Source organism: Paracidovorax valerianellae (genome assembly GCF_900102625.1).
GTDB lineage: Bacteria > Pseudomonadota > Gammaproteobacteria > Burkholderiales > Burkholderiaceae_C > Paracidovorax > Paracidovorax valerianellae.
Map to the genome: position 1 here is coordinate 1 of NZ_FMZC01000026.1, position 26,725 is coordinate 26,725.

Here is a 26,725-nt window from a genome sequence, read left to right on the forward strand (position 1 = left end):
CGTGCGCATCCTGATGTCAGGCCAAAAGCGTGGCATCACCCGAATGCTCAAGGCCATGATCAAAAGGCGCAGCGCCATCGAACCGGCTATCGGGCACATGAAGATGGACGGCAGGCTTGGCCGCAATCCGCTCAAGGGTGCGCTGGGCGATGCGCTGCATGCGGTGATGTGCGGGGCCGGGCACAACCTGCGCCTGATCCTGGCCGCGCTGCGGTTTTATTGCGCCCGATTCGGGCTGTCGATGCAGCCGGTCATCGCAGCCCTGGTCGCTGCACCCGCTGACCGCCGACCTCTCTGCTGCTGAGAACGGAATTGTTCAGGACGGACTACCTAGATGGCGGGTGGGCTTGTCGGCGACGTGGCGCAGTTTCTTGTGCACAAATGGATTATTGAGGGCTTATTCGGCGAGTGCGAAATTCATTTATCGCCCGATAGAAACATAAGATCGAAAGCGCGAGAGTCAGTCCACTTGCAAGCATGGCTATGAATGGCTGGCGGCAGCGAAATTGCTCATGAGTAATCGAAAAATTACCTTGGCATGCTCCGTTTGCCAAACTGGTGGAAGAAAATATCCACATCAAACCCCACAGGGATGTCAAGAGAAGAGCGAAACTTAAAAACCCCAATGGAAATATTTTAATCTTGTGTGGCATTGAATTTTAAGGGGAAATTTTTAAATAGAGGTGCGGTTTTAGTCAATAATCTGCCAATCTTCATTAATCCGGTATTCTATGATTATTGGGATTACGACTGAGGCTAGTATAATAATTGATTTTGAAAAAAATCAAATGGAGTGAGAATTATCGCGATCAGAAAAATTGAATGCGTAATTCCGATTATTGATTTCAGGATGGATATTTTCCTTTTTTTCCTATATTTTGTTTTGCAAGAAATGCATCGCCCCCTGAAAATATTACTTTGCAATATTTTCCCGCCGCATTTGATACACATTTTTGTCATTTGTGGCCACCAAGAATAATGGATCGAATAACGGCAGCCTTATCTGAAAAATCAGTTCCGGCAGATAATGCATTTCCTGCTAAGGCGCCAACATTTGCAGATAAACCTACTGGCAAACTCACGGCATTTACAACGCCCGCAGTCGCAAGCCTTCCCCCTAGCCTTCCTTGTAAATAAGCTTCTTCCTCCGGGCTAATGTGCATGCAAGTGAGGCACGCAATCTTCATTGCGGCTTTGGGATCGTTCGCGATAGTTGCTAATGCTTCTGCCACCGCAGTTTCACCTTCGAGCGCTTTTGTTTCTTGCTCTGTGCCAAGTAATCCATATCGCGCCATGGTATGTTTCGGTAAATCGAAGAAAATTTCTTTGAAGTAGCTTGCGACTCCGTCGCCTGCGCCTCTTAATGTAGATGTTGCAGTGGTTATGGCATCCAAACCAGTCGGGTCAATATTGTTGATTGGACTGGCATTCCCATATTGATAATTATTAACCCCACCCGCCAACCCAATCGGATCCTGCGACACATACTTCCCCAGTCCCGGGTCGTAATACCGATGCCGGTTATAGAACAACCCTACCCCATCCCCCTCATCGTGCTGCCCCTGCATGCGAATCGGCTGATGCAGCCCGAGCGGGTTGTGCTCGTTGATCGAGTTCCCCCAGGGGGCCAGATTGATGTGCCAGTCAATGGTGCCTTGCAGGTTGATCAGCGCCAGCGGGGTGCCCAGGTGGTCGCAGTGGTACAGATGCAAATGCGTGATCTCTGCCCCCTCGCCGCGCAGCCGGGCTTGCAGGCGCTCGGCATCCAGCCCCATCGATTGCAAGTGGCTGCGGGTGGGCTCGCTGGCCCCGTGGCGCAACTCATCCTGCAGCGCCATCAGCGACGCGGGCTGCTCTCGGCTTCCGGGCTCGGCGGCCCAGTAGCTGGACCAGGTTGGGCGGCTCGGTGCAGGCGCGGGTCTGTATGCGCAGATGGCCCGCGAAGGGGCTGTCGGAATGGCGCTCGTGGCGCTGCACGCGGCCGAAGCGGTCGCACAGGCCGTGCAGGGCGTCGCGGTGACCACCCCCTTCGGTCCCGGCGACCGCTGCAGCCGCAGCAGCCGTGGCCGCAACGCCTGCGCTCGCTGTCTCGCTGCTGGCTTGCCCATGGGGCCAATCTTGCTAAATTCTCGGCTGTTACGTTTCAGGTCTCAATTCCCCCGCAAATGCAATTAACCAAAAGACAAAACCACCCAAACAGCCAGATAGAAATAATGCTGCTAAGTTAAATGCCATATCCAAGGTGCCAATCTGATTGTTGGAGAAAATAGAAAAAATGCTCAATAAAAAGATAGGGGCGATGGCAGTGCCCCCCCCCGCCATAGTGCAAGTAAAAATTTTTCTTGAATTAATCGCAACACCGAGAATCGGTAAACCAATTAGCAAAAAGAACAAATAACCAAACAAGAATAATATTGGATACCAAGCATTGCTTCCGGTTTTGTATGCATAGGTGAATGCCAGTAGACCGATTGGGATACTCGGTGAAATGATTGCTGCTGCTATGAAGCGGAGTGTATTGAGTTTATTTTTCACAGCCACACCCCAAGTCAGATGGAAGCCTAGATGGATTAGTACCGCCCCAAACAATAGGGGCAAGAATGGTATTCAAGTTCAGAGGGTTGAATCCTGTGCCACCGCCTGTGTTAACGAGCCAAGTAGCTTTCCCATCAAAAACAACATCGCGACGCACCCATCCGGGGTGCAACGCATGCCCTGGTCTTGTCACATTCCAGGTTGTATTGCCACCTTGGCTAACAACGGTAGTTATTTCCCCTAAATCTATTCCAGCCAACTTCACCATATTGACGTCGCCATCCTTTGTGGGATTGGCGGGTGTTACTCCTGGGGCGGGGTTGCACAGAAGTTCGCGCATAGTTTGCTTTGTGCAGTCCCCCATACATCTAAATGTTGACCATGTGTAATTGTGCGTGCTGTTGTCCGGACCATAAGGACCCATGCTTGGGTTATCAAGTCCACGTGGATCTGCCTTGTTGAGCGGGTCCCCTCCGACATAAGAATAATTATTAACCCCACCCGCCAACCCAATCGGATCCTGCGACACATACCGCCCCAATGCGGGGTCGTAATACCGATGCCGGTTATAGAACAACCCCGCCCCATCGCCCTCATCGTGCTGCCCCTGCATGCGAATCGGCTGATGCAGCCCGAGCGGGTTGTGCTCGGTGATCGAGTTCCCCCAGGGGTCCAGATTGATGTGCCAGTCGATGGAGCCTTGCAGGTTGATGAGCGCCAGCGGCGTGCCCAGATGGTCGCAGTGGTACAGATGCAAATGCGTGATCTCTGCCCCCTCGCCGCGCAGCCGGGCTTGCAGGCGCTCGGCATCCAGCCCCATCGATTGCAAGTGGCGGCGGGTGGGGTCACTCGCACCATGGCGCAGCTCCTCCTGCAGGGCTTGCAGAGCGGCGGGCTGCTCGCGCTCGCCCGCGTCGGCTGCGCCCAATAGCTGGGCGAGGGTGGGCGGCTCGGCGTGGGCGCGGGTCTGGATGCGCAGGAGGGGCAAGAAGGTGCCGGGGGCGTAGAGCGTGTGGATGCGGCGGGTGTCGTTGGGACGCTCAATCTCGCGCAGCTCCGTCAAAGTCAGGGCATCGCCCTGCCAGCCATGGCAGCGCATTTGCGTGGCGGTGGTTGGCCCGCTGTCCGATGTGCGCTCGATGCGGGTGGCGATGCGCCGCCCGAACACGTCGTAGTGGTGCATGCGGCGGATGCGCTGGCCGGTGGCGCTGTCGTGCTGCTCGTGGGCGATCAGGCGCTGGGCGTGGTCCCAGTGCAGGCGGTGGGACTGGCGGCCGTCGGCGTGGGACTTCTCCAGGAGGTTGCCGCAGGGGCCGTAGCGGTAGCGCCAGGGGCCATGGGAGAGCACGCGGTTGTCGGGCCAGCGGTCGCGGTGCTGGCCGGGCGGCAGGGGCGCGTCCTGGCGCAGCAGATCGAAGGCGGGGTCGTGGAACTGGCGGCGCACCTCGCCGGCCCAATCCTGGGGATTTCCTGCGGCGGCTCCGGCCTGGGGCGCCCAGGGATTGCCGGCGGGGTCGTAGCGGTAGCGCTGCGGCTGCCCGCCCGGCCACTGCGAGGCGGCCAGCCGGCCGGCGAGGTCATAGGCATGCAGGAAGGCGCCGCCGGGCGTGTCGATGCGCGCCAGGCGCCCGGCCGCGTCGTAGTGGTGCTGGCGGGCCAGCGAGGCGAGGCCCGGCATGCCGGCGTGGTCCGGTGCCGGTGCCGGAGCCGGAGAACCCTCGGTGCCTGCCAATCCCTCCATGCCCTCGTTGCGCCCGACAGCCAGGGCCTGCAGGCGCGACAGCGCATCGCGCCGCCAGCGGGTGCGGCTCGCCCCGAATTCCAGCGCCACCGGGCGGTGCAGCCCGTCGCGCTCGATGTGCAGCAGCGGCTCTCCCCCCAGCAGCAGACCATGCACATGGCCCGAGCCGTAGGTCAGCCACTGCAGCGGGGCCAGGCCCGGCAGGTCGGCCTGCGCCGGGGCGCCGCCCTCGTCCAGCGTGTGCGTGCTCTCATGGCGCCACAGCAGGGCGCCGTCCAGGGAATGCATCTCCTGGCGCTCGCCCAGGATGCGGCCCAGGCGGTCGCGGCGCAGGTGCACGCTCACGCGGTGGCGTTGCATGGCCGTGTGGTGGTGCGCGGCCACGAGCTGGCCGGCGCCGTCGTGCTCGAACCACTCGATGATCGGCGCGGTGTCGCTGGCGGCGCCCGGGAAGGCTTGGGCCTGTTCCACCGGCTGGGCGAACTCGGCGGTGGTGGGCATGGCGACCGGCGTGATCTCCCGAGCCAGCAGCATCCCCGCCTCGCTCCACTGGTAGGCGATGGCGTGGCGCGCGTCTTCGGTGCGGGTGCGCTGGCCGGCCAGATCGTAGGTGTGGCGGGTGGCGTGGCCATCGAAGCCCGTCTCCTGCACGAGGCGGTCGCGCACGTCGTAGGTGAAGCGGTGGACGCTGGCGTTCTCGTTGTGCAGCTGCACCAGACGGCCCGCCGGGTCGTAGCGGTAGTGCTGGGCGAGCAGTGACGGGGGTTCAGGTGTTTCAGTGCCTCCGCGCAGACCGGCATTGCCTTCGTTGCTTCCATATTGATAGCAAACGACGCGACCCCAGGCATCGTGCGTGAAGCGTTCGTGCAGCCCGCCCGGGTGGTCGATGGCCAGCAGATCGCCGCTGCCGGGCGCGTAGCGGTAGCGGGTGGTGCGCGCCAGCGCGTCCGTCGTCTCGATGGGCCGGCCGGCGGCGTCGTAGGCCGTTCGCTGCTGCCAGCCTTCCTCGCTCTGCACGCGCGTGGTGCGGCCCCACGCGTCGTACTGCCAGCGGGTGGTGCGGCCGCTGCAGTCGGTGCGGCTGGCCAGCAGGCCCAGCGCGTTCCATTGCAGCGCCGTCGTGCCGCCGCGCGCGTCGGTGATGGCGATGGGCAGATCGGGCTGGTCGGGCACGGCTGGGGTGTCGCCGCTGGCGTTCCCTTGGGTGGCAGGCATGTCCGGATAGCGGTATCGCGTGGCCCGGCCCAGCGCGTCGGTGTGCTCCACGAGCCGGCCCCAGGCATCGTGGCGCCAGATGGTGGCCAGCGGCTCGCCTGCCGCGCCCTCGGGGGCGCTGGTGAGGTGGCGCACGGGCAGCCCCCGTGCATCGCGCTCGATGCGCTGGGTGCGTCCGGCCGCATCGGTGGTGCCGACGACGAGGCCGGTGGCCGCATCGATGTCGTGACGCACGCTGCGGCTTAAGGGGTCGGTGCGCTCCAGCAGGCGGCCCGCGCTGTCGTGCCGCCAGGTAAAGCGTGCGCCGTCGGCCTCGATGCGTTCGGCCACCCGCGCCAGGCCTGCTTGCCCCGAGAAGACGTAGCGCCTCTTGCGACCCAGGGCATCGGTGACGAGGGTGCTGGCGCGTTCGGGCAGGGGCGGGCTCGCGGTCGGGTCTGCGGGCAGCGGGGTGTAGTCAAAGTGCAGGTCCAGCCCGTGCGGCGTGGTCTGGGAGAGGACGCGGCCCTGCCCGTCATAGGTGTAGTGGGTCATGGGCCGGCCGGCGTGGGCGTGGCCGGTCATGCGGCCCAGGGGTGTGGGGTGGGCTGCGTTGCCATATTCGAATTGACGCACGGTGCGGCCCGTGCGGTCAATCACGCCAGCGAGTTCGCCGCGCATGGTGTAGGCATAGCGCACCAGGGCCAGGGGCAGCGCCTCGCGCGGTTGGTGAGGGTCGGCCTCCAGCCAAACCGCCATCAGGCGCACGCCGGCATCCGGCCCCCAGCCGTGGGCGGGCGGGGCGGATGGCGTGGCTGGGGCGATGCGCTCCAGCTCGAAGCGGTAGCGGCGGCCCGCGCCATCGGTGACCGTGCGCAGATGGCCCGCGAAGGGGCCGTCGGCATGGCGCTCGTGGCGCTGCACGCGGCCGAAGCGGTCGCACAGGCCGTGCAGGGCGTCGCGGTGCCCACCCCCTTCGGACCCGGTGGCCGCCGCAGCCGCCGTGGCCGCAACGCCTGCGCTCGTCGGCGCAAAGACCCACCACGGCCCCAGAGGGGAGGCGGTCGCCACCGTGATGCGGGCGTCGGCCCGGATGGCGGCGGGCAGCGCATTCCAAAGACCTGCCAGGCGGGCCGCATGGCCACCCTGGGCGGCCCCCGGCAGGTGCCCGGTGCCGCAGCGCACCAGCCACAGCCCTTCGCTGGCGCTGTGGGCGATCTCTCCAGGTGCCAGCGGCTCGAACGCGATGCAGCGCCCGCGCCCGTCGTGCAGGCGCAGCGCGCCGGGCGAATCACTCTCACCGGGGACATGGGCCAGGCTGGCTTCTCCCGCCAGCCACCATCCGGGTCCCAGCAGCCCCACGGGAGCCGGCTGCGGGCTTTGGTGGCTGGAGTAAGAACGTGTCAGCGCAAACGGCAGGGGGCCGGGCAGGGCGAAGTCTTCCTCGCCCGGCAGCACCTTGGCGCCCAGCAGCGGATTGACCGGGTTGCCTTCGGCGACGCCCCCCGGGCAGGCCGAGCACGCCACGCCCCCGCTCGTGCCGATCAGCACCGTATTGGAGCCCTGAATGATCGGCCCGCCCTTTTTCGTCAGGTCTGTCTGTCTTGCTGCTGGCTTGCCCATGGAGTCTCGTTTTGGGGATAGTGGTTTGTGTTGGCGGCTGCGCGCGCTGTTGAGGCAAGGCACTGGCGCCCGGCTCGCCAGGACAATGCGCGCGCAGTGCGCCGGAGTCTGGCTTGCGGGGTCAGAACGCCGATTTGGCAAGCACGGATGCCGGTGGGGAGCCCGCCGTAGCCCCCCTGGCGGAGGATTCGGCCTGTCCAGCGAAGCCGGGCGTTTTACCTGGCGATCCCCCGCTGCCCGCGTTGCCGCCGCTCTCGCCGCTCTCGCCGCCCGCAGGGGCCGCTGGCGGGGTCTGGCTGGCACCGCAATTCCACTGGATGGTGCCGGCATCGCCATGGATACCGCTGTCGCCCTGTAGTTCGATGTGCGCGCCCTTGAGGTAGATGCCGCCATCGGCTTTCAGCACGATCCGGGCTTGTCCGCATGCCAACTCCAGGTGGTCGCCGCTTGAATGAATGGAGACCTGACCCACGGATTCCGTCTTGCGTTCGCCCACTTTCAGTTCGAACGATTGGCCGACGCTGGCGGTGTAGCTTTGCCCGACGAAGAGCTTTTTTTGCAGGCCGACTTCGTTGGCCTGGAGCATTCCCACCAGGGAATTCATCGCCATGCCCACATTGCGGCTGTAGGCCATGCCGATGTTCATCAGCTTCGCAAGGCCGGTGGTCTCGCGGTAGGTCTTTCCGACGGTTTCCTTCTTGTGGGAGCCCACCTGGACAGTCCAGTCGCGGCCAATGTCGTCCTTCTCGTTCTTGCCGATGGTCTTGGTGCGGTTCTTGCCAATCGAGATGGTCTCGTCGATGCCGACATCTTCGCTGCGGTTGTCGCCGATGCTGATCTTCTCGTTGTGGTCCACGCGCTCCGTGCGGTTGTTGTGGATCGTGATGTCTTCGTTTCGATCCACGGTTTCCGTGCGGTCGCGGTGGATGACGTTGGTCTCGTCCCGGTCGATGGTCTTGCGCCGGTCGTTGCCCACCCACTTGTCCTCGTCGTTCTCCACTTCGGTGAGCTGGTCCTTCTGCGCGTGCAGCCACAGCTGCTCGGCCCCGGCCTTGTCCTCGAAGCGGATGGCGTTGGCATCGCCCGCCCCGTTCTTCAAGCCATCGCCGAAAGCGCCGCCTTTGCTCGATTTGGTCTTGATGCCCGACTGCGTGGCGTTGCCCGGCAGCGCCCACGGTGGCATGTTGTCGGCGTTGTAGACGCAGCCGGTGATGATGGGGTAGTCCGGATCACCGTTCAAAAAATCCACCACCACCTCGTGCCCTATGCGCGGAATGAAGACGGCCCCGAACCCGGAGCCTGCCCAGCTGCTGGATACCCGCACCCAGCAACTGGAGTTCTCGTTCATGGCGCCGATGCGGTCCCAGTGGAACTGCACCTTGACGCGGCCGTACTGGTCGGGCCAGATTTCCTCACCGGGCGGGCCCACCACCACCGCCGTCTGCGGGCCGGTGGTGCGCGGTTTAGGGGTGATGCGTTCGGGCGTGTACGGCAAGCTGGTGGGCTGGGCCTGCAGGGTGAATCGCTGGAAGGAGCCTTCTTCCTGCGGCGTGCCCCTAGGGCCGGGCGCTGCGGCGCTGACTTGCGGGTTTTCCTTGAAGTGGTATTCGATGCCGGTCAGCAGGTATTGCTGGTTCTGGTCTTCCCGCGGGTAGTTCTCCAGCGTGAAGGTGTAGCCGGTGGCCAGCGCCCGGTGGCGCGACTGGCCCTGAACCGTGCTGTGGCCCGTGAGGCTCGATTGCAGGCGCACGCGGGCATAGGCCTCGCCGTCACCGAACTGGGTGTAGCCACCCGGCCATTCGTAGATTTCATGGGCGTCGTGCGCGTGCCCGGGCGGGGTCTGGCGCATGTTGGACAGATCGGCGCGGGGTTTCTGGAAGTCGTAGTCGTCGTTGTAGTGCCGGCCCGAGTGGATGCTCTGGTGCAGCTGCCAGGCGTGGATGTTCTCTTTGTCCGCGACGGCGGCTTTTTCAGGGGGATAGAACGGAATGACGGCGGCGCCCGGCAGTGGACTGTGCGAGGCGACGATATCGTCGGCCAGGATCAGGGTGTGCTGACCGGCGCCGTGTTCGAAGTAGTAGTACGCCCCTTCGTGCTCCAGCAACCGGGATACGAAGGCGCAATCGCTTTCGCCGTACTGCGCGCAGTAGTCCCAGCTGCGGTAACTGCGGGTGAGTTTCTTTTGAAGCGGGTAGCCGTATTTGCCCAGGACCTCTTCCACGATTTCCGGAACGGTCTTGTTCTGAAAAATCTTGAAATCGCTTTTGCGGGTCGCCAGCCACAGCCAGGGCTGCAGGCGCAGCCGGTAAGAGTAGGAGCGATGGTCCTCCCCTTGCATGCCGAACCGGGTGACGATGCCGTCCAGGTAGCGCCGACCCCCGCCTTGGGTTTCCACCACGACCGTGGCGTTCTTGCCCAGGAGGGCCTTCGGATCGATGCTTTTGCTGTCGCTGAGCAGATCCAGGTCGAGGCAGAACAACTGGCTGATGGCTTCTTTGCCCTGCAACTGCCGAAACTGCAGTTGCCCTCCCAGGGGCGTTTGGATCGTAACTCGGCGGGTCATGGGTGACGGGCCCGCGTACCGGGCCGTTACGTTGAAATGGCCGCGATCATATATCCGCTATGCGGAAAGTTTCAAAAAACTCGTTTTAACCTCTGCTTCGTTCCACGTCTCAGCCCAGCGTCTCCAGAAACGTCTTTCGCCACCAGTGGATGTCGTGCTCGCGGATGCGTGTCATGAGCGCCTGGTGGCGGCGCTGGCGTTCTTTCAGCGGCATCTGCAGCGCGGCCTGGATGGTGTCGGCCATGCCCTGGGTGTCGTAGGGGTTGACCAGCAGCGCTTCCTTCATCTGCTCGGCCGCGCCGGCGAAGCGCGACAGCACCAGCACGCCGGGGTCGTCAGGGTCTTGCGCGGCGATGTATTCCTTGGCGACGAGGTTCATGCCGTCGCGCAGCGGCGTCACCAGGCCCACGGCCGCGGCGCGGCACAGGCCCGGCACGCGCTTGCGGGCGACCGTGCGGTGGATGTAGCGCAGCGGCATCCAGTCGAGTTCGCCGTAGTCGCCGTTGATGGCGCCGCACAAGCCTTCCAGTTCCTGGCGCAGGTCGGCATAGGCGTCCACGCTGTCGCGGGTGGGCGAGGCGATCATCACCAGCGTGGCGCTGTGGTGGTTCTCGGGGTAGCGCGCCAGCAGCTCCCGAAAGGCCCGTACCCGCTGCGGAATGCCCTTGGAATAGTCCAGCCGGTCGATGCCCAGCAGCAGGCGGCGCCGCGAATACTCTTCGCGCATGGCGGTGTAGGTCTGCACGGCCTCGGGCGCAGCCGCCAGGCGGGTGAATTCGTCCACGTCGATCCCGATGGGGAAGGCGCCGACCTGCACCGTGGCGCCGAACGCGCGCAGGTGCTGCGGGCCGACCGCTTCGGCGTTGGCTTCGTTGCTCAGGTAGCGCGTGAAGTGCGATACGTCTGCCTCGCTCTGCAGGCCCACGAGGTCGTAGGCGAACATGGAACGCATCAGCCATTCATGCTGCGGAATGGCCGCCATGATGAGCGGCGGCGGCACGGGAATGTGCAGAAAGAACCCGATGCGCTGGCGGCAGCCCAGCGCCCGCAGTTCTGCGGCCAGCGGGATCAGGTGGTAGTCGTGCACCCAGATGGTGTCGTCTTCCTTGAGCAGCGGCAGCAGCTTGCGGGCGAACATCTGGTTCACGCGGCGGTAGCCCGAGATGTAGCTTGAATCGAAGTCCGCCAGGTCCAGCCGGTAATGGAACACGGGCCAGAGCACGCTGTTGCTGTAGCCGCTGTAGTAGCTGTCGTGGTCTTCCTGGCACAGGTCCACGGTGGCCAGCGTGACGGTGCCGGCCTGGCGCGTCTGCAGCTTGGCTTCGCCCGGCAGTCCGTCTTCCGCGATGTTGCCGCTCCAGCCGAACCACAGGCCTCCGGTACGGCTCAGCGTTTCCCCGAGTGCGACGGCCAGGCCTCCGGCGGCGGGTTTGCGGGGATCGGCGATGCGGTTGGAGATGACGACGAGGCGGCTCATGGGAATTTTCCTTGCGGTGCGGGCGGGCGTTGGGCGTGGCGGATGGCGGCGCCTTTCAGATCAGATGACGCTGTCCCAGGGGTCGGACAGCCGCATGGCGGCATTGATGATGCCCACCATGGAATACGTTTGCGGGAAGTTTCCCCACATTTCGCCGGTCTGCGCGTGCGTGTCTTCGGACAGCAGCCCGAGCGGATTGCGCGCGGCCAGCAGGGCTTCGAAGATCTCGCGGGCCTGGGCCTTGCGGCCGATGCGGGCGAGCGCATCGATGCGCCAGAACGCGCAGATGTTGAAGGCGGTGTCGGGCTTGCCGAAATCGTCGGCGGCCTCGTAGCGACGCATGTAGGGGCCATCGCAAAGCGAGGCTTCCATGGCGTCCACCGTCGAGATGAAGCGCGGGTCTTTGGGATCGATCAGGCACACCTCGGCCATCAGCAGCACACTGGCGTCCAGCTCGTTGCCGCCGAAGCTCTCGGCAAAGGCCTGGCGCTCTTCGCTCCACGATTTGGCGAGGATCTCTTCGCGCATGGCGTGGGCGTGCTCGCTCCAGTAGGCGGCGCGGTCGGGCAGGCTCAGCGCGCGGGCGATCTTGGCCAGGCGATCGCAGGCCGCCCAGCTCATCAACGCCGACGAGGTGTGCACGCGGGCACGGGTGCGCAGCTCCCACATGCCGGCGTCCGGCTGGCCGTACACGCGCACGGCCAGTTCGCCGATCTGTTCCATGCGCGCGAATTCGGTCGCGCCAGCGGGGTGCAGCAGCCGCTGGTCGTGAAAGGCCTGCGCCGCGCCCAGGATGATGTTGCCGTACACGTCGTGCTGAAAGTGCTCCGCGGCCTGATTGCCGACGCGCACCGGACCCATGCCGCGGTAGCCGGCCAAATGCGGCACGAAGGCCTCTGGCAGGTCGTGTTCCAGGCCGATGCCGTACAGCGGCTGGATGTGCCCATCGCTGGCCTCGGCCACGACGTTGCTGAGCCAGCGCAGGTAGTCTTCCATCGTCGCGGTTTCGGACAGGCTGTTGAGTGCCCGCACGACGAAGAACGCGTCTCGCAGCCAGCAATAGCGGTAGTCCCAGTTGCGGCCGCTGTCTGCCGACTCGGGAATGCTCGTGGTCATGGCGGCCACGATGGCGCCGGTGTCTTCGAACAAGGAGAGCTTGAGCGTGATGGCCGCGCGGATCACCGCGGCCTGCCATTCGAGCGGCACCGCCAGGCGCTGCGTCCAGTGGCGCCAGTACCAGACAGTTTCCTGCTCGTAGTGGCGGGCCGTGTCGGCGATGCCGGTGGGCAGCGATTCATCGGCGCCCAGCAGAAAGTTGTGCTCGCGCGCCATCACGAAGGGCTGGCCCGACAGCACATGGGAGATGGGCACGTCGGTGTTCAGCCGCAGCGTCAGGTCCTCGCCGACGTAGCGGATGTGGTTGCTGCCCTGGGTGATCTCGGGCGCGTCCTTGCCCCAGCCGTAGCGCACGTCCACCGTCACGCGGATGCGGGGCGCACCCTCCAGGCGGCGCACGCGGCGCACCAGCATCATGGGCCGGAAGTAGCGCGCACGGGCATAAAAGCGCGGCGCGAAGTCTGTGATCTCGATGCTGTTGCCCGAGCGGTCGGTCAGCCGGGTGCGCAGCACGGCGGTATTGGGCTCGTACCACTGCTCGGTCGTCGCGAGGTCTTCCAGTTCGATGGCGAAGCGGCTGCCTTCTTCGCCTGGCTGGATCAGTGCATTGAACACCGGGTCGCCGTCGAAGCGCGGCAGGCAGCACCACACGATGTGGCCTTGTTCGTCCACCAGTGCGCTGATGGCGCAGTTGCCGATCATGCCGAGCGAGAGGGAGGGCTCGGCGCGTGGGCCGAAGAGCGATCCGGTCTTCATTCCGCGGGTCTTTCGGGCGCGGCCATCTGGTACAGCCATTCGCGCAAGGCGGTGGTGTCTTCGCAGCGAACCACGGCCTCGGTCGGCCCAGGGCCGACCTTGATGCCGATGCCGCCCAGGGCCTGCGTGGCGGCGAAGCCGTTTTCGTCGGTCACATCGTCGCCCGCGAACACGGGGATGCGGCCCTGAAAGGGCGGGTGCTGCATGAAGTCAGTGATGGCGCGCCCCTTGCTGGGGCCGGACGGCTTGATCTCCAGCACGCATTTGCCCTGCATCAGTTCCAGGCCAGGTGCGTGCTTGAGCGCATGTTCCAGCGTCGAGCGGCACAGCGCTTCCAGTTCCAGCGCCTGTCGGTAGTGCAGCGCGACGCCGGCGCTCTTGCGCTCCAGCACCAGGGCCGGGTAGCGATCGCGCAGGGATTCGATGCTGCGAATCACCCCCGTCAAGTCGGTGGCCGGTACGGCCCCGACGAGGCCGTTGCCCAGGCGGTACTGGGCACCGTGCTCGCAGGCCAGAGGCAACTGCAGTGGGGAAAGGAATCGATCGATGTCGGCTTGCGTGCGCCCGGTCGCAATCGCGAGGGCGCCGCCCAGGCGTTCGTGCAGCGCCTGGAGCGCGGGCACGATGCCCGGAGGTACCTGCACCGCATCGGGATGGGGCGCAATATCGGCGAGCGTGCCGTCAAAATCGAGGAAAAGTGCGTATCTCGCAGTCAGAAGCGGTAGCTTTTGCATTGCCAGCCACCTTACCAGAAGCCCTTGCAGAGGCTGTAGGCGCCGAGGCAGGGCCGCTGTAGGTGCCTTGAAAAGCCCAGTGGGCGCGCCCATTTCCCATTGCCATCCGATCTTTTGCCATGAACGACACCTCGCCCCTGCACATCGTCTGCCCGCACTGCCACACGACCAATCGCGTGCGCCCGGAGCAACTCGCCAGCGCGCCCGACTGCGGGCAATGCCATCAGCCTCTCTTCACGGGCACGCCCCTGGCGCTGGATGCCAATAGTTTCGAGCGCCATGTGCAGCGCAGCCACATTCCGCTGGTGGTGGATTTCTGGGCGCCCTGGTGCGGACCGTGCCGCACGATGGCTCCCGCCTTCGCCCAGGCCGCTCGCGAACTGGAGCCGCAAGTGCGGCTGGCCAAGCTCGACATCGAGGCGCACCAGGCCCTGGCGGCGCGCCACCAGATCCGCAGCATTCCGACCATGATCGTGTTCAGGAATGGCCAGGAGACTGCGCGCATTTCGGGGGCGCTGGGGGCGGCCGACATCGCACGTTGGGTGCGCACTGCCACCCACTGAGGCGGCAACCCGGCCAGGCGAACTGGCGCTCCCGACAAAAGGGACGGGCCGCCGACTGATCGATCGATTGTTCTGTTCAGCCCTGTGCTGCCAGCCAGCCGGCCACCGCGCGCACTCGCGCCTCGCGAATCCAATCCCCTACCTGTGGCCCGGCAGCGCCAGCGGCGGCAGCGCGCGCGGCGATCTCCGATGTCACCACCGATTGGGCGGCGGCCAGGGCGGCAGCCAGCCGGGGGCGCTGGGGATAAGCGTTGTCTTCAAAGCCCAGCCGGCCGCGCGCGTCGCATTCGCAAGCCAGGAGCACTTCAGCGAACCGCGCCGGCTTGCGCAGGGCGTCGCACCGTTCCAGCAGCCGCACGAGGGCGGCGGCGCCCAGGTCTGCGCTGCGGTGGATGTTGCCGTGCTCGCGGGCGACCACGTCGGCGGTTTCGCGGCATTCCACCGGCACGCGCAGCCGTTCGCACACATCGCGCAGCAACTCGGCGCTGCGGGTTTCGTGGCCGATGTGGCGCGGCAGCACGTCGGCCGCGGTGGTGCCTTTGCCCAGGTCGTGCACCAGGCAGGCAAAGCGCACGGCCAGCGGGGCCTGCAGGCGCGCGGACATGTCCAGCACCATCATCACGTGCACGCCGGTATCGACTTCGGGGTGGTATTCGGCGCGCTGGGGTACGCCCCAGAGGCGATCCAGTTCGGGCAGCAGCACGGCCAGCGCGCCGCAGTCGCGCAGGACTTCGAACATGCGCGAGGGCGCCGCTTCCATCAGGCCGCGGGAGAGTTCCTGCCACACGCGTTCGGCGACCAGGTGGTCCGCCTCGCCGGCATCGACCATCTCCCGCATGAGCGCCCAGGTTTCGGGCGCGACGGTGAAATCGGTGAAGCGCGAGGCAAAGCGCGCCACGCGCAGGATGCGCACCGGGTCTTCGCGGAAGGCGTCGGTCACGTGGCGCAGCACGCGGGCTTTTAGGTCCCGCACGCCGCCATAGGGGTCGCACAGATCGGGCGTGGCCGACGGGCCTCCGGTGCCGGTATCGGCGCCGGAAGCCGGATCGGCGTGCTGCGCGATGGCGTTGATCGTGAGGTCGCGGCGCGACAGGTCTTCCTCCAGAGTGACCTCGGGCGAGGCCTGCACGGCGAAGCCGCGGTAGCCGTTTCCGCTCTTGCGCTCGGTGCGGGCCAGCGCGTATTCCTCATGCGTCTGGGGATGCAGGAACACGGGAAAGTCGCGCCCCACCGGCAGGTAGCCCTGCGCGGCCATGTCGTCGGGCGTGGCCCCGACGACGACCCAGTCCCGGTCGTTGACCGGGCGGCCCAGCAGCCTGTCGCGCACCGCGCCGCCCACCATGTAGATTTTCATGGGCGGCAGTTTACGGCCGGTGGTGCCTTCACGCACGATTCGGAGTATTCCGCCGGGTCTAAGGAAAAAAAGGCCTCTACCGCAGTATTCATGGGCTGTGTAGCTATTAAAAATATAGCAAAATCTTTGGCTGCTGCGATGGAGGGCTGTCGCGGCGCTCAGTGCTTGTCGGCGGTCAACCGGGCAAGCGCCCCGCGAATCACCTCGATGCGCTGGGCTTCGTACGAGTGGCTGTAGCGCAGGGTCTTGATGCCGTTCGGCCCCAGCGTGGCCTGGGCCTCGAAGTCGGCCTGCAGCCGGTCGAGGTAGGACAGCAGTTCGGGATGATGCCGCCCGGCCACGCCCCGGTCGAACGACAGGGTGCCGCTGTCGCCGGCCGGCTCTCCGAAGCCGCTGTCCGGCAGCGTGCCGAGGCCCGGTGTGAACGGCGGCGGGGGAAGGGCGAATCGGGTGGGCCTGCGGGCCGGCGTGGCGACGCCCATCAGGGACGGATGGGGCGGGGTGCTGAAGAAGGTGGAGGGCATGGAACTCATTCCTGGAGTGGCTGCACCCACAGCGTGCCGCCCCGTTCGCCCCGTTTTCGTCACCCGCAGGAAGCGATGTCCCGCTTTGCGAAGCGCCCGGCGGGCGCCTCGCCGCCTTCCCGTTCAGCGCGCGGTGCGGCTCAGGCGGTAGGGCTCTTCGAAGTCGAGGAAGTCCGCCTCGGCTTCGGCGGCGCGCACCCAATCCTGCACGCCGGGCAGCGCCAGCACGCGTTCGACGTAGCCTGCGATGTGGGGCGGCAGCGGCAGGGCATAGGTGGTGAGGCGCGAGCACACCGGGGCGAAGAAGGCATCGGCGATGGTGAACTCGCCGAACAGCAGCGGGCCGCCATGCTCTTGCAGCAGCGCGCTCCACATGTCCACCAACCGCGCCACGTCGGCACGCACAGCGGGGCGGTCGCGCCACAGCAGCGCTCCGGTGTCGGGAAGGTGGGCCTCGATGTTCATCGGGCAGGCGCCGCGCAGCGCGGTGAAGCCGCTGTGCATCTCGGCGCACACGCTGCGGGCCCGTGCGCGGGCCGCGGCGTTCACGGGCCACAGGGCCTTGTCGGGGTGCGTTTCGGCCACGTATTCGGCGATGGCCAGGGTGTCCCAGATCGCCAGCGTGCCGTCGACGAGCACGGGGACCTTGCCGGTGGGCGTCACCGCATGGATCTGCTGCTTGAACTGCGAGCCTTCGTCGAAGCTGTCGAAGCGCACCCGCACTTCTTCGAAGGGAATGCCGGCCTGGCGCAGCAGCACCCAGGGGCGCATGGACCAGGAGGAGTAGTTCTTGTTGCCGATGTAGAGCTGGAACATGGAGGTCGCCTCGAAAAAAGGGAGCTGCATCCTACGATGCCCACCCGCTGCCTTTCGATGCCTTTTCGCGCCGCCACTGATGCGCGCCGCGCATCAACGCCTTCAATGCGACCCGGTCAGAACGGCCAGACGACGCCGTTGTCGTTCAGGATGGCATCGAGCGGGCGGTCGTGCGTTTCGGCCTCGAAATCGTCGATGTAGCCGTGCGTGAATCCAAGGCCCACGGTGACGGGCGCCGGCTGCAGCGTGGCCAGGGTGCGGTCGTAGAAGCCGCCCCCGTAGCCCAGGCGGTAGCCGCCGGGGCCGTAGCCCACGCAGGGCACGAACAGCAGGGTGGGCACGATCACCTCGGTGTCCTTGGGCTTGGGGATGCCGTAGGCGTCCTCTTCCATCGGGCAGCCGGGGTACCAGGCGTGGAAGGTGAGGGTCTTGTGGAGCTTGTTGACCACGGGCAGCCCGATGCGGCGGCGCTGGGGCTCGTCCAGCAGCTCGCCGTCTTCCTTCCAGCGGTGCAGCGCTGGAAGCGGGTCGAACTCGCCTTTGATGGGCCAATACGCGCCGATGACGGTGTCGGGCCGGTCCACGAGCCAGATTCGCATGACGCGCTGAAGCAGGTCCGCCCGCTGTAGGCGGTCGGGGAGATTCAGGCGTTCTTCTACCAGTGCGCGGCGCAGGGCTGCTTTGTCCATCACATAATTCCCCCAATGCAATTGCTCAAGATTCTGACACCGCTCGTCGCGGGCGCTCTGCTCGCCGGTGGCGCAACCCTTGCGGTCGCGCAAAACCGGGGTGACGATACCCTGCTGGAGATGCAGCAGGCCTTCCGCAAGGGCGACCGCCAGCGGCTCACCCAACTGCTGCCCAGCGCCCGCGGCCACGTGCTCGAACCCTGGGCCGCGTACTGGGAGTTGCGGGCCCGCCTGGGCGAGGCCATGCCCCAGGAGGTGAGCGCTTTCCTGCAGCGCTACGCCGGCACCTACCAGGAAGACCGCCTGCGCAACGACTGGCTGCTGCTGGTGGGCCAGCGCCGCGACTGGGTGCAGTTCGCCGAGTTGCATCCCCAGTTCCGCATGGGCGACGACCGCGAGGTCCGCTGCTATGCCCTGCTGGTGGAACAGATCAAGGGTTCCGCGCCCGCCGGCGCCATCGACGAGGTGCTGCGCAACTGGTACGGCCAGCGCGAGGCCGACGACGGCTGCACGCACGCGGTGGCCGAGTTCTATGCCGACAAGAAGGTCACGGCCATGGACGTCTGGCGCAAGGCGCGCCTGTCGGCCGAAGCCAACCGCGCCCGCGCCACGCGCAACGCGGTCGAGATCGTGGCGCCCGAGGCGCTGCCGCAACTGCGCGAAGTGTTCGACTCGCCGGTCAAGTTCCTGGCCAGCCGGGCCACCGCAGGCGGGCGCGTGCGCCAGGAACTGGTGGTGCTCAGCCTCATCAAGATGGCCATGGCCGACCACGGCGCTGCCGCGCGGCTGCTGGACAGCAAGTGGGGCGTGCAACTGTCGGCCGAGGAGCGCAACTGGGTCTGGGGCGTGATCGGCAAACAGTCGGCCCTGGCGCTGTCGCCCGATGCGATGGGCTACTTCGGCAATGTCTCCAAGGATGCCGACCTTCCCGACGAAATGCTGGGCTGGAAGGTGCGTGCGGCCCTGCGCGCAGGCCAGTGGAAGCAGGTGGCACGCGCCATCGACGCCATGTCGCCCGCCGCCCGCCAGGACAGCACCTGGACCTATTGGCGCGCCCGCGCATGGCTGAGCAATCGCCCGGGCGATGAAGACAAGGCCCGTGCGCGCGAGTTGCTGGAGCGCATTGCCAGTATCAACGGGTTCTACGAAATGCTGGCCCTGGAAGAGCTCGGCCAGCGCGTGGCACTGCCAGCCCCGCCGTTGCCCCCGACGCCCGAGGAAAAGGCCGCCGCACGCGCCAATCCTTCGCTCAACCGCGGGCTGTACGCCATCTTGCTGGGCCTGCGCGGCGAAGGCACACGCGAGTGGAACTACGCCACCAACCTGCACAGCCCCGGCGGCATGGCCGACCGCGAACTGCTGGCCGCCGCCGACTTTGCCTGCCAGCGCGAGGTGTGGGACCGCTGCATCAACACCAGCGAGCGCACGAAGGCGGCGTTCGAAGCGTCGCAGCGCTTTCCCATGCCGTTTCGCACCACGGTGGTGGCGCGCTCGCAGGCCATCGGACTCGACCCGGCCTATGTGTACGGGCTCATCCGCCAGGAAAGCCGCTTCATCATGGATGCCCGCTCGGGCGTGGGCGCTTCGGGCCTGATGCAGGTCATGCCCGCCACGGCGCGCTGGACGGCTCGCAAGATCGGCATGGCGAACTTCACGCCGGACCAGATCAACGACCGTGACACCAACATCACCATCGGCACTGCGTACCTCAAGCTCGCGCTGGACGATTTCGACGGCTCCATGCCGCTGGCCGCGGCCGCATACAACGCGGGCCCGGGCCGGCCGCGCAACTGGCGCAACGGCCCGTTGCTGGAGGCCGCCATCTGGGCTGAAAATGTGCCCTTCACCGAAACCCGCGACTACGTGAAAAAGGTGCTCGCGAACACGACGATCTATGCGGCCATCCTGAGCGGCCAGCCGCAGTCGCTCAAGGGCCGGCTGGGCAGCGTGGGTCCGCGCGACGCAGCCATTCCGGAGCCGAGCAAAGACCTGCCATGATTTTTTAGCGCCATGCCTGTGCTGAGGGGCTCAGGCATCGTGGTTTCACCGGGCCGCGGAGGGCGGCTTTTTTTGTGTTCATAAAAACATGTTGAAGAAAAACTTCAGGGCCGCCGCGGCCCTTGCGATCGTGGCCTGGGCATTCAGCGGGGCCGCTTCGGCGCAGACGGTCTACAAATGGGTGGACGCCCAGGGCCGCACGCAATACGGCCAGCAGCCGCCCGACCTTTCGACGGCAGAGCAGCCCCAGTTGCACAACACCGTGCCGTTCAACAGCGGTGGTGGCGGCAGTTCGGGCTCCGCCCCGCGCAAGCTCCCACGGGACGTGCAGGAACAGGTGAACGGCTTGGCCAAGGGCCTGACCCAGACGCAGCCCGGCACGGTGCAGCTGGACTGCGGCAAGGCCGTGACCAACGCACGGGATGGCCTGGACACCATGCTGGAAACCGGCGAGAAAAACACCCGCGACGGCTACATGTCGCGTGAGCAGTACGACTCCACCGCCAGCAAGATCCGCAGCACGCGCAGCAACATCACCATGGGCGACTGCCAGTCGGCCACGGGCGTCAAGCGCGATTTCTACCAGTGCATTTCCAACGGCCGCAACCACGTGATGGGCTGCGCGCAATCGCACCGCTTCTGACCGGGAGCGTTTTTACAGGCCGGGCGCGCGCCATGCGGGCGCATGCCTACGGAATGTCGTCGCCCGTGGGCGGCGGTTTGCGCCCGGTGACCATGGCGCGCACGAGGTTTTCGCGGTGTTTCCAGCTGGTGAACAGCACCCCGCCGACGTGCAGGGCCACCAATGCCAGCAGGGTCCAGCCCAGGCCCTCGTGCAGATTGGCGAGCCAGCCGTAGCCCCAGAAGAGGTCGGTGGTGTAGAGCCAGCCGGTGAACCCCAGCAGCCCGATGCAGCCCAGCAGCGCCACCACCATCCAGCCGCCCAGCGGGTTGTGGCCCAGGTACCGCCGTGCATGCCCCGAGCCCACGGCACGGGCATAGGCCCAGGTTGTGGCCGGGCCACGCACGAACTGGGCGAAGCGGGCATGGTGCCTGCCCGCAAAGCCCCAGGCCAGGCGTGCGCAGGCGATCGCCAGCGCGGCATAGCCCAGGTTTTCGTGCAGTGGCCCGAGCCGGTGGCGGGTCATCCAGGCCGCGGCGACCGACGCCACCAGCGACCAGTGCATGAGCCGCACCGCCACGTCCCACACCGGGATGGTGGGGCGGGGGTTATTTTTCTTCAACGCGTTCCAGCGTCTTGGGGTCGAAGAAGGCTTCCACGCGCTTGCCCTTCGGGTCTTTGCCGTAGACCTCGTAGCAGGTGTCGGTCTTTTCCATGCGTCGCACGGTCCAGCCGTCCTTCACCAGCTTTTCCTGCAGTTCGGTGTGGGGCCGCCATTCCGAGGCGGGGTAGGCCGGGCATTTCACATCGCCATGCGCCCATGCGCCGCCGACGGTCAGGGTGAGTGCCACTGCGGTGGCGGCTCGGCGAAGAGAAAGGGGATTCATGGGAGAACTCCTGAAAAAAAGAGTGGATGAAAGGGGTGGCTGGACGGCTTGCCCGCAACTCGGCGAGCCAGGAGCTTGCAAGAGCCCGATGCCCTTGGCTCAGGTCTGCGCCCAGCGGCGCAGCAGATTGTGGTACACGCCGGTGAGCTGCAGCAACCGGGGATCTGCGGCGTCCAGGGACGGCGTGAGGCGCTGTATGGCCTGGTCCAGATCGAAGAGCAGCGTGCGGTCGCCCTCGTCCTGCACCAGGCTTTCGATCCAGAAGAACGAGGCGATGCGCGCACCGCGCGTCACGGGCGTCACGCGGTGCAGGCTGCTGGAGGGGTACAGCACCAGGTCGCCGGCTTCCAGCTTCACGCCCTGCACGCCGAAAGGGCCTTCGATCTCCAGTGCGCCGCCGTCGTATTCGTGCGGGTCGGCCAGGAACAGCGTGGCGGAAACATCGGTGCGCATCGACTGCTGCGTGCCGGGCCACTGCATCACGGCGCTGTCCACGTGTGCGCCATAGGTGCCGCCGTCGGCATACCGGTTGAACTTGGGTGGATGGATCTTGCGCGGCAGCGTCGCGGCGATGAAGGTCGGGTGGCGTCCCAGCACGCGCAGCAGGTGCTGGCCCAATTCCACCGCCACGTCGCTGGCATCGTCGAGCTGCTCGTTCTGCTTGACCGACCGCGCCAGCGTGCCGGCGGTGGCGCTGCCGCTGCGCCAGTCGGCCGAGTCCAGGCGCTGGCGAAACCGTTGCACGTCGTCCTGCGCGAGGACTTTATCGAGGGTGATCAGCATGGCGAGTCGGGCAACGAAGGGTGAGGGGAAAGCGGCTGGGCGATGAGTGCGCTCGGGCCGATGTCGGCCAGCGTGGCGCAGCCGGCCAATGCCATACAGGCTTGCAGTTCCTCGGCCAGCAGGCGCAATAGGTGTGCCACGCCCAGCGCGCCGGCCACGGCCAGCGCATAGACCTGCAGCCGGCCGATCAGCACGGCGTCGGCGCCCAGGGCCAGCGCCTTGAACACATCGGTGCCGCTGCGGATGCCGCCGTCGAACAGCACCGGCCAGCCGGCGCCCACCGCCGCGCGCACGGCGGGCAGCATCTGCAGGCTGGCAGGGGCGCCGTCCAGGCCGCGTCCGCCGTGGTTGGACACGACCACGCCCGCCACGCCCCGGGCTTTCAGGGCCGTTGCATCGTCAGGGTGCATCACGCCCTTGACCCAGACGGGCAGGTTCGTATGGGCCAGCAGCCAGTCCAGATCGGCCCACGTGGGCGCGAAGTGCATGGCGTGAAAGACCCGGCCCTGACCTGGCGCCAGTGCCGGGGGCTCCAGCGGGGCCTGGCCGCGCAGGTTTTCGGCCACGCAGTGCTCCGGCATGCGAAAGCCGGCATCGAGCGCGCGGCGGCCGGCGGTCTGCAGTGCGGCATCCAGTGTGACCACCAGGGCGCGGTAGCCGGCCGCTTCCGCTCGGCGGACCAGTTGCAGCGTGTCGTCCGGCCGCGGCTGGAAATACAACTGGAACCAACGCGCAGGGCCGCTGGCCTGGGCGATGGATTCGAGCGTGCACGACGACAGCGTGCTGGCGACCATGCAGGTGCCGGTGGCCTCGGCGGCGTGGGCGGTGGCGATCTCGCCGTGGGGGTGTGCCAGCGTCTGGAAGGCCACCGGCGCCAGCGCCATCGGGTGCTCCCAGGCTTCGCCTGCCACCACCGTGCGCACATGGCCGTGGCGCACGTCGCGCAGCAGCCGGGGCAGCACCGCCCAGCCGTCGAAGGCCCGCAGATTGGCCTGTGCCGACACGCCGTGGCCGCTGCCGCCCGCCACGTAGGCATGGTGGGCCGCATCCATGTGGCGCGCCGCCAGCAGCGCATAGTCGACCGCGCCATGCACGCCGGGCGGAATGCGGTCCGGCGCGGAGGCGGATGCGGAGCGGGGAGGGGTGGAAGTCATCGTTGAAAGCACCAATGCCGGGCAGAGCCCGGCATTGGATCAGACCGTGGTCGCCGTTGCCAGCGCGGGCATCAGAACTCGTAGTCGAGCGTGACGCGCACCGCACGCCCGTCGCCCTTGTACAGGAACGACCCCGAGCGGTACACCGCCGTGTAGTAGTCCTTGTCGCCGGCGTTCAGCACGTTGAGGCGGATGTCGGCGTGCTTGTTCAGGCGGTAGGACGCGAAGAGGTCGTACACCGTGAACGAAGGCACGGGCTGTGCGCAGGTGCCGGCGGTATAGGCCGCGCCCGTGTCGGGCTGGCCGCCGCAGCGCTTGCTTTCATGGCGCGCCGTGGCGCCCACCGACAGCGATGGCGTCAGCTGGTACTTGCCCTGCACCGACAGCGAGCGGTCGGCGAAGTTCGACAGCGGCAGGCCCACGTTGGCGGCCGTCGCGGACTTCAGAACCTTCGACTTCATGAAGGCCACGCCGGCCTGCACCGTGAAATCGGGGGTCACGTTGCCCACCAGGCTGAATTCGACGCCGCGCACCCGGTTCTTGCCGGTGTTGAACGTGCCCAGGGAGTCGTAGTTGGCGCCTTCCATCACGTCGGACTTGGTGGTCTGGAACGCAGCGGCCGTGAACAGCAGCTTGTTGTTCAGCAGGTTCCACTTGGTGCCGATTTCCAGGTTGCGCGAGGTTTCGGGCTTCGCACCGGCGGCGCTGCCGTTGTAGACCACCAGGCCGCCGTAGCCGCTGCTGGTGCCGGTGTCGGATTCGCCGCCGTTGATGTCCTGCGCCGAACCGTAGCTGGCATACACCATGCCCATGGGGTTGAGCTTGTACGACACGCCGAGGTGGCCGTTGAGCAGCGTGTCGGTGTAGCTGTAGTTGCCCGTCTGCGCGGCCGTGCTGGCGTTGCGGGTGATGAGGCTGAAGTCGGTGTAGTCGGCACGCACGCCGCCGAAGACCGTCCACTTGTCGGTCAGGTCCACCGTGTCCATGGCGCTGAGCGCGAAGCTCTTGACCTGCCAGTCGTTGGCCCAGGGCGTCTGGGCGATCTGGCGGCCCATGACGGAGTTCAGGCCCGGCGTGAGAGCGCCCGTGGGCCCGGAGAGGCAATAGGCCGTGTTGGGGCCTGCGCCCGCCTGCGTGCGGCAGTTGAACGGGCCGGTGTTGGTGACGGCATAGTTGCCGCGGGTGACCTGATGGTCGGTGTATTCGAGGCCGAAGATGAGCTCGTTCTTCTTGCCGGCGATTTCAGTGTCCCAGCGCAGGTTGGTCTGGTGCGCGAAATACTTCACTTCCTGCCAGCCGTTGTGCGTGCTGAGCGATGCGCTGGTGAACGGTGCGCCGCCGCTGGTGTAGCGCGTGCCGCCCGATACGCCGGTGACCACGTAGCCGTTGTCGGACGTGCCGTAGCGCGTCAGGCTGGTGAGCATCTTGTCCGGAGCGATGCGCCATTTGACGCGGGCCGTCAGGGCATCCACGTCGGAGTTCTGAAAATCCTGGTTCTGCGCGTACAGGGGCACGCCGTTGGCCGGCACGCGGTTGGGCACGGTGCCGATCAGGTAGCTGCCCAGGTCGGGGTGCTTGTCCTTGGCGCGCAGGCCGTAATAGTCGAGGGTGACCGACAGGTTGGCATTGGCCTCCCACAGGCCCGACAGCGCCAGGCCATCGCGGCGGCGCTTGGCCGGATCGCGGTCCGGCACGCCTTCGTTGCTGTACAGGGCGTTGGCGCGCAGGGCGAACTGGTCGGAAAAGCCCTTGTTGGCATCCAGCGTGGCGCGGCGGTAGCCGTCGGAGCCCGCGCCCACCGAAATGCGTGAGAAGTCGTAGTCCAGCGTGGCCTGCTTGGTGATGGCGTTGATCGCACCGCCGGCAGAGCCGCGCCCGGCGAAGGTCGAGTTCGGGCCCTTGGTGATTTCGAGTTGCTCGATGGCGAAGCTCTCGCGCGTGGTCATGCCGGGGTCGCGCAGGCCGTCCACGAACACGTCGCTGCGGGCTTCCTGGCCACGGATGATGTAGCGGTCACCGAAGGCATTGCCGTTTTCGCCGGTGCCCAGGGTGATGCCGGGCTGGGCCGCGAGGATCTGCTTGAGGTCGGTGAAGCCCGAATCGTCGATGGCGGCCTTGGTCACCACCGAGATTGTCTGGGGCGTTTCCGCCAGGGGCCGCGTGTGGCGCACGTCGGCCGAGGTCTTGGCCTTGTAGGGAACGCCCACTTCGGCGTTGGGATTCGGGTCGATGGCCTGTTCCTGCACCGTCACGGTCGGCAGGGTGGTGGCGTCCTGCGCGGGCGCGGTCTGCGCCATGGCGGCCCAGGGCAGCAGCACGGCGGTGGAAAGGCTGGCGGCAACGCCTTCTGCAAGGCGGAGGCTGCGGGGTTTCTTGACAGGGCTGGAGTGTTTCATTTTGTTGTCAGTACCAAAAACAGCCGCGATTATTGATGCGAATCACTCTCGTTCAGGCGTTGTCTGACAAGGCGGCGGCGTGGAATCTGCCAATTCGTAAGATTTCTGCAACAAATTCCAAAAGCGCGCTTACCCCGAGAAAGCGGCTGGTCCTCTATCGCAAGGGTTTTTCCGGGTTTGGAGCGCAGTACTGGCGCTCAGTGCTGAGCGGCGCAATCGAGGAATGTGGATGTACGTTGCTAGACGTTGTGGACCTGCGAGCCCTGCACGGCAGCCGCACCCGAGCGCACCAGATCCTGCAGCGTGCCGTCCAGCCACGCCTGCATGGACTGGTCGCTGAAGTAGCGCTGGTGCAGCAGCGCGAAGTACGGCGTCGCACCGGCCCAGTCCCAGAGCTGCCGCGACTCGATCCGCTGCCATTCCAGCAGCTTGTATTTGACGAGCACCTTGGCGGCGTAGCGCGCGTGCTTTTCGGGCGACTGCACGAAGCCGGCGAGCCGCCGCCGCGCCGTGTCCAGCGCGCGGGCCAGGTCGGTGAAGACGCGGCCATGCCCGGGGATCAGCGTGCGCGGCGCCAGCGATTCGATCAGGTCCAGCGTGGCCGCGACCTCGGCGAAGGCGCTGTCTCCCTCCAGTTCGGGAAAGACCACACCAAACCCGTTTTCCCACAGCGCGTCGGCCGAAATCATCACGGCGTCGGCGGGCTCGAACAGCACGACCGAATGCGGGTCGTGTCCCGGCGCGGCGTGTACCTGCCAGGCCCGGTCGCCCAGCAGCACCTCGGTGCCGGGCTGCAGCACGCCGTCCATGCGAAACGGCGGGCAGTCCTGGCCGGTGGGCGTGTAGCTCAGGGCGTTGGCGTCCCACTGGCGCACGTGGTCGGCCTGGCCTGGGGGAATGAAAGTGCGCAGCGCCGGCCAGGTTTGCTGCAGCGCAGCGTTGCCGCCGCAGTGGTCGCTGTGCAGATGGGTGTTGAGCACGCGGTCCAGCGGGCGGCCTTGCAGGGCGCCTTCCAGCAGCGCGACGGTTTGCGCGGCATGGGTGCAATAGCCGGTGTCCACCAGCGCGGTGCTCTCGGCGCCGATGAAAAGAATGTTGTTGGCCGACAGCCAGCCCCGCTCCAGCACGGTGATTTCGGGAGGCAGGCGGGGCGTGCCGGAATTCGTCGAAGAAGAGGGCATGGCGGTGGCTTTCGTGGCG

The 26,725-nt window shown here is 66.1% G+C and carries 20 protein-coding genes and 1 pseudogene; 4 read left to right on the forward strand and 17 right to left on the reverse strand.

The window, feature by feature from the left end:
* Positions 1–304, forward strand: a pseudogene (locus tag BLT03_RS22800) (IS5/IS1182 family transposase); the annotation flags it as partial.
* 652 nt (positions 305–956) lie between these two features.
* On the opposite strand, the gene BLT03_RS24950 reads toward BLT03_RS22800, so the two are convergent.
* The 7 genes from BLT03_RS24950 to otsB all read right to left on the reverse strand — a co-directional run bounded on the left by BLT03_RS24950 (position 957) and on the right by otsB (position 13,739).
* Positions 957–1,838: an RHS repeat-associated core domain-containing protein gene (locus BLT03_RS24950; protein ID WP_245711531.1), complete on the reverse strand. Its 882-nt coding sequence runs from the start codon at positions 1,836–1,838 to the stop codon at positions 957–959.
* A gap of 298 nt (positions 1,839–2,136) precedes the next feature.
* Positions 2,137–2,535, reverse strand: a complete 399-nt coding sequence (locus tag BLT03_RS24225; RefSeq protein ID WP_175537847.1) for a hypothetical protein — start codon at positions 2,533–2,535, stop codon at positions 2,137–2,139.
* Entirely contained in the window at positions 2,525–7,093 is a 4,569-nt protein-coding gene (locus BLT03_RS22810; protein ID WP_092746070.1) for an RHS repeat-associated core domain-containing protein, read from the reverse strand. The genes BLT03_RS24225 and BLT03_RS22810 overlap by 11 nt, the downstream gene beginning before the upstream one ends.
* Before the next feature lie 121 nt (positions 7,094–7,214).
* Positions 7,215–9,656 carry a type VI secretion system Vgr family protein gene (locus BLT03_RS22815; RefSeq protein ID WP_092746071.1) on the reverse strand — a complete coding sequence of 814 codons (2,442 nt, stop codon included), beginning with the start codon at positions 9,654–9,656 and terminating at the stop codon, positions 7,215–7,217.
* 109 nt (positions 9,657–9,765) lie between these two features.
* The gene (otsA, locus tag BLT03_RS22820) at positions 9,766–11,133 is read right to left on the reverse strand and encodes an alpha,alpha-trehalose-phosphate synthase (UDP-forming) (RefSeq protein ID WP_092746072.1); all 1,368 of its coding nucleotides are present in this window, start codon (positions 11,131–11,133) and stop codon (positions 9,766–9,768) included.
* A gap of 60 nt (positions 11,134–11,193) precedes the next feature.
* Entirely contained in the window at positions 11,194–13,005 is a 1,812-nt protein-coding gene (locus tag BLT03_RS22825) for a glycoside hydrolase family 15 protein (protein WP_092746073.1), read from the reverse strand.
* Positions 13,002–13,739, reverse strand: coding sequence for a trehalose-phosphatase (gene otsB / locus BLT03_RS22830; protein ID WP_092746074.1), 738 nt, complete (start codon positions 13,737–13,739; stop codon positions 13,002–13,004). Before otsB ends, BLT03_RS22825 begins: the two co-directional genes overlap by 4 nt.
* 119 nt (positions 13,740–13,858) lie before the next feature.
* Between otsB and trxC the strand changes: the two genes are divergently transcribed.
* Positions 13,859–14,302, forward strand: coding sequence for a thioredoxin TrxC (trxC, locus tag BLT03_RS22835; protein ID WP_092746075.1), 444 nt, complete (start codon positions 13,859–13,861; stop codon positions 14,300–14,302).
* A gap of 76 nt (positions 14,303–14,378) precedes the next feature.
* Here the strand turns inward: trxC and BLT03_RS22840 are convergent, their stop codons facing one another.
* The 4 genes from BLT03_RS22840 to BLT03_RS22855 all read right to left on the reverse strand — a co-directional run bounded on the left by BLT03_RS22840 (position 14,379) and on the right by BLT03_RS22855 (position 17,685).
* Positions 14,379–15,656, reverse strand: coding sequence for a multifunctional CCA addition/repair protein (locus BLT03_RS22840; protein ID WP_092746092.1), 1,278 nt, complete (start codon positions 15,654–15,656; stop codon positions 14,379–14,381).
* Between the two features lie 158 nt (positions 15,657–15,814).
* Positions 15,815–16,180, reverse strand: a complete 366-nt coding sequence (locus tag BLT03_RS22845; RefSeq protein WP_139160509.1) for a hypothetical protein — start codon at positions 16,178–16,180, stop codon at positions 15,815–15,817.
* Positions 16,181–16,303: 123 nt separating this feature from the next.
* Complete coding sequence (locus BLT03_RS22850; protein ID WP_092746077.1) at positions 16,304–16,996, reverse strand: glutathione S-transferase family protein; 693 nt, start codon at positions 16,994–16,996, stop codon at positions 16,304–16,306.
* Positions 16,997–17,112: 116 nt separating this feature from the next.
* A complete protein-coding gene (locus BLT03_RS22855; RefSeq protein WP_092746078.1) occupies positions 17,113–17,685 on the reverse strand; it encodes a 5-formyltetrahydrofolate cyclo-ligase in 573 nt (190 codons plus the stop codon).
* A 15-nt stretch (positions 17,686–17,700) separates the two neighbouring features.
* Between BLT03_RS22855 and BLT03_RS22860 the strand changes: the two genes are divergently transcribed.
* Complete coding sequence (locus tag BLT03_RS22860) at positions 17,701–19,683, forward strand: lytic transglycosylase domain-containing protein (protein ID WP_092746079.1); 1,983 nt, start codon at positions 17,701–17,703, stop codon at positions 19,681–19,683.
* Positions 19,684–19,771: 88 nt separating this feature from the next.
* Complete coding sequence (locus BLT03_RS22865) at positions 19,772–20,326, forward strand: DUF4124 domain-containing protein (RefSeq protein WP_092746080.1); 555 nt, start codon at positions 19,772–19,774, stop codon at positions 20,324–20,326.
* 46 nt (positions 20,327–20,372) lie between these two features.
* Here BLT03_RS22865 and BLT03_RS22870 read toward each other — a convergent pair whose 3' ends face one another.
* From BLT03_RS22870 to BLT03_RS22895, 6 genes are all read right to left on the reverse strand, one after another.
* The gene (locus BLT03_RS22870; RefSeq protein WP_271466147.1) at positions 20,373–20,927 is read right to left on the reverse strand and encodes a cytochrome b/b6 domain-containing protein; all 555 of its coding nucleotides are present in this window, start codon (positions 20,925–20,927) and stop codon (positions 20,373–20,375) included.
* A complete protein-coding gene (locus BLT03_RS22875; protein ID WP_092746081.1) occupies positions 20,914–21,192 on the reverse strand; it encodes a PepSY domain-containing protein in 279 nt (92 codons plus the stop codon). The genes BLT03_RS22870 and BLT03_RS22875 overlap by 14 nt, the downstream gene beginning before the upstream one ends.
* A gap of 99 nt (positions 21,193–21,291) precedes the next feature.
* Positions 21,292–21,975 (reverse strand): Fe2+-dependent dioxygenase, encoded by a 684-nt coding sequence (locus BLT03_RS22880; protein ID WP_092746082.1) that lies wholly within the window; start codon positions 21,973–21,975, stop codon positions 21,292–21,294.
* Positions 21,969–23,129, reverse strand: coding sequence for an alpha-hydroxy acid oxidase (locus BLT03_RS22885; RefSeq protein WP_092746083.1), 1,161 nt, complete (start codon positions 23,127–23,129; stop codon positions 21,969–21,971). Before BLT03_RS22885 ends, BLT03_RS22880 begins: the two co-directional genes overlap by 7 nt.
* 71 nt (positions 23,130–23,200) lie before the next feature.
* Positions 23,201–25,525 carry a TonB-dependent receptor gene (locus BLT03_RS22890; protein WP_092746084.1) on the reverse strand — a complete coding sequence of 775 codons (2,325 nt, stop codon included), beginning with the start codon at positions 25,523–25,525 and terminating at the stop codon, positions 23,201–23,203.
* Positions 25,526–25,764: 239 nt separating this feature from the next.
* Positions 25,765–26,706 (reverse strand): MBL fold metallo-hydrolase, encoded by a 942-nt coding sequence (locus BLT03_RS22895; RefSeq protein WP_092746085.1) that lies wholly within the window; start codon positions 26,704–26,706, stop codon positions 25,765–25,767.
* Between the last annotated feature and the right edge of the window lie 19 nt (positions 26,707–26,725).

Bases quoted from the DNA above. Each gene is read 5' to 3' on its own strand.
- BLT03_RS22840 (WP_092746092.1), bottom strand. From the start codon at position 15,656: ATGAAAATCTACATGGTGGGCGGCGCGGTGCGCGACAGGCTGCTGGGC.
- BLT03_RS22885 (WP_092746083.1), bottom strand. From the start codon at position 23,129: ATGACTTCCACCCCTCCCCGCTCCGCATCCGCCTCCGCGCCGGACCGC.
- BLT03_RS22860 (WP_092746079.1), top strand. From the start codon at position 17,701: ATGCAATTGCTCAAGATTCTGACACCGCTCGTCGCGGGCGCTCTGCTC.
- otsA (WP_092746072.1), bottom strand. From the start codon at position 11,133: ATGAGCCGCCTCGTCGTCATCTCCAACCGCATCGCCGATCCCCGCAAA.
- BLT03_RS24950 (WP_245711531.1), bottom strand. From the start codon at position 1,838: ATGGCGCTGCAGGATGAGTTGCGCCACGGGGCCAGCGAGCCCACCCGC.
- BLT03_RS22895 (WP_092746085.1), bottom strand. From the start codon at position 26,706: ATGCCCTCTTCTTCGACGAATTCCGGCACGCCCCGCCTGCCTCCCGAA.
- BLT03_RS22815 (WP_092746071.1), bottom strand. From the start codon at position 9,656: ATGACCCGCCGAGTTACGATCCAAACGCCCCTGGGAGGGCAACTGCAG.
- BLT03_RS22810 (WP_092746070.1), bottom strand. From the start codon at position 7,093: ATGGGCAAGCCAGCAGCAAGACAGACAGACCTGACGAAAAAGGGCGGG.
- otsB (WP_092746074.1), bottom strand. From the start codon at position 13,739: ATGCAAAAGCTACCGCTTCTGACTGCGAGATACGCACTTTTCCTCGAT.
- BLT03_RS22845 (WP_139160509.1), bottom strand. From the start codon at position 16,180: ATGCCCTCCACCTTCTTCAGCACCCCGCCCCATCCGTCCCTGATGGGC.
- BLT03_RS22880 (WP_092746082.1), bottom strand. From the start codon at position 21,975: ATGCTGATCACCCTCGATAAAGTCCTCGCGCAGGACGACGTGCAACGG.
- BLT03_RS22875 (WP_092746081.1), bottom strand. From the start codon at position 21,192: ATGAATCCCCTTTCTCTTCGCCGAGCCGCCACCGCAGTGGCACTCACC.
- BLT03_RS22825 (WP_092746073.1), bottom strand. From the start codon at position 13,005: ATGAAGACCGGATCGCTCTTCGGCCCACGCGCCGAGCCCTCCCTCTCG.
- BLT03_RS22855 (WP_092746078.1), bottom strand. From the start codon at position 17,685: ATGGACAAAGCAGCCCTGCGCCGCGCACTGGTAGAAGAACGCCTGAAT.
- BLT03_RS22850 (WP_092746077.1), bottom strand. From the start codon at position 16,996: ATGTTCCAGCTCTACATCGGCAACAAGAACTACTCCTCCTGGTCCATG.
- trxC (WP_092746075.1), top strand. From the start codon at position 13,859: ATGAACGACACCTCGCCCCTGCACATCGTCTGCCCGCACTGCCACACG.
- BLT03_RS22890 (WP_092746084.1), bottom strand. From the start codon at position 25,525: ATGAAACACTCCAGCCCTGTCAAGAAACCCCGCAGCCTCCGCCTTGCA.
- BLT03_RS22865 (WP_092746080.1), top strand. From the start codon at position 19,772: ATGTTGAAGAAAAACTTCAGGGCCGCCGCGGCCCTTGCGATCGTGGCC.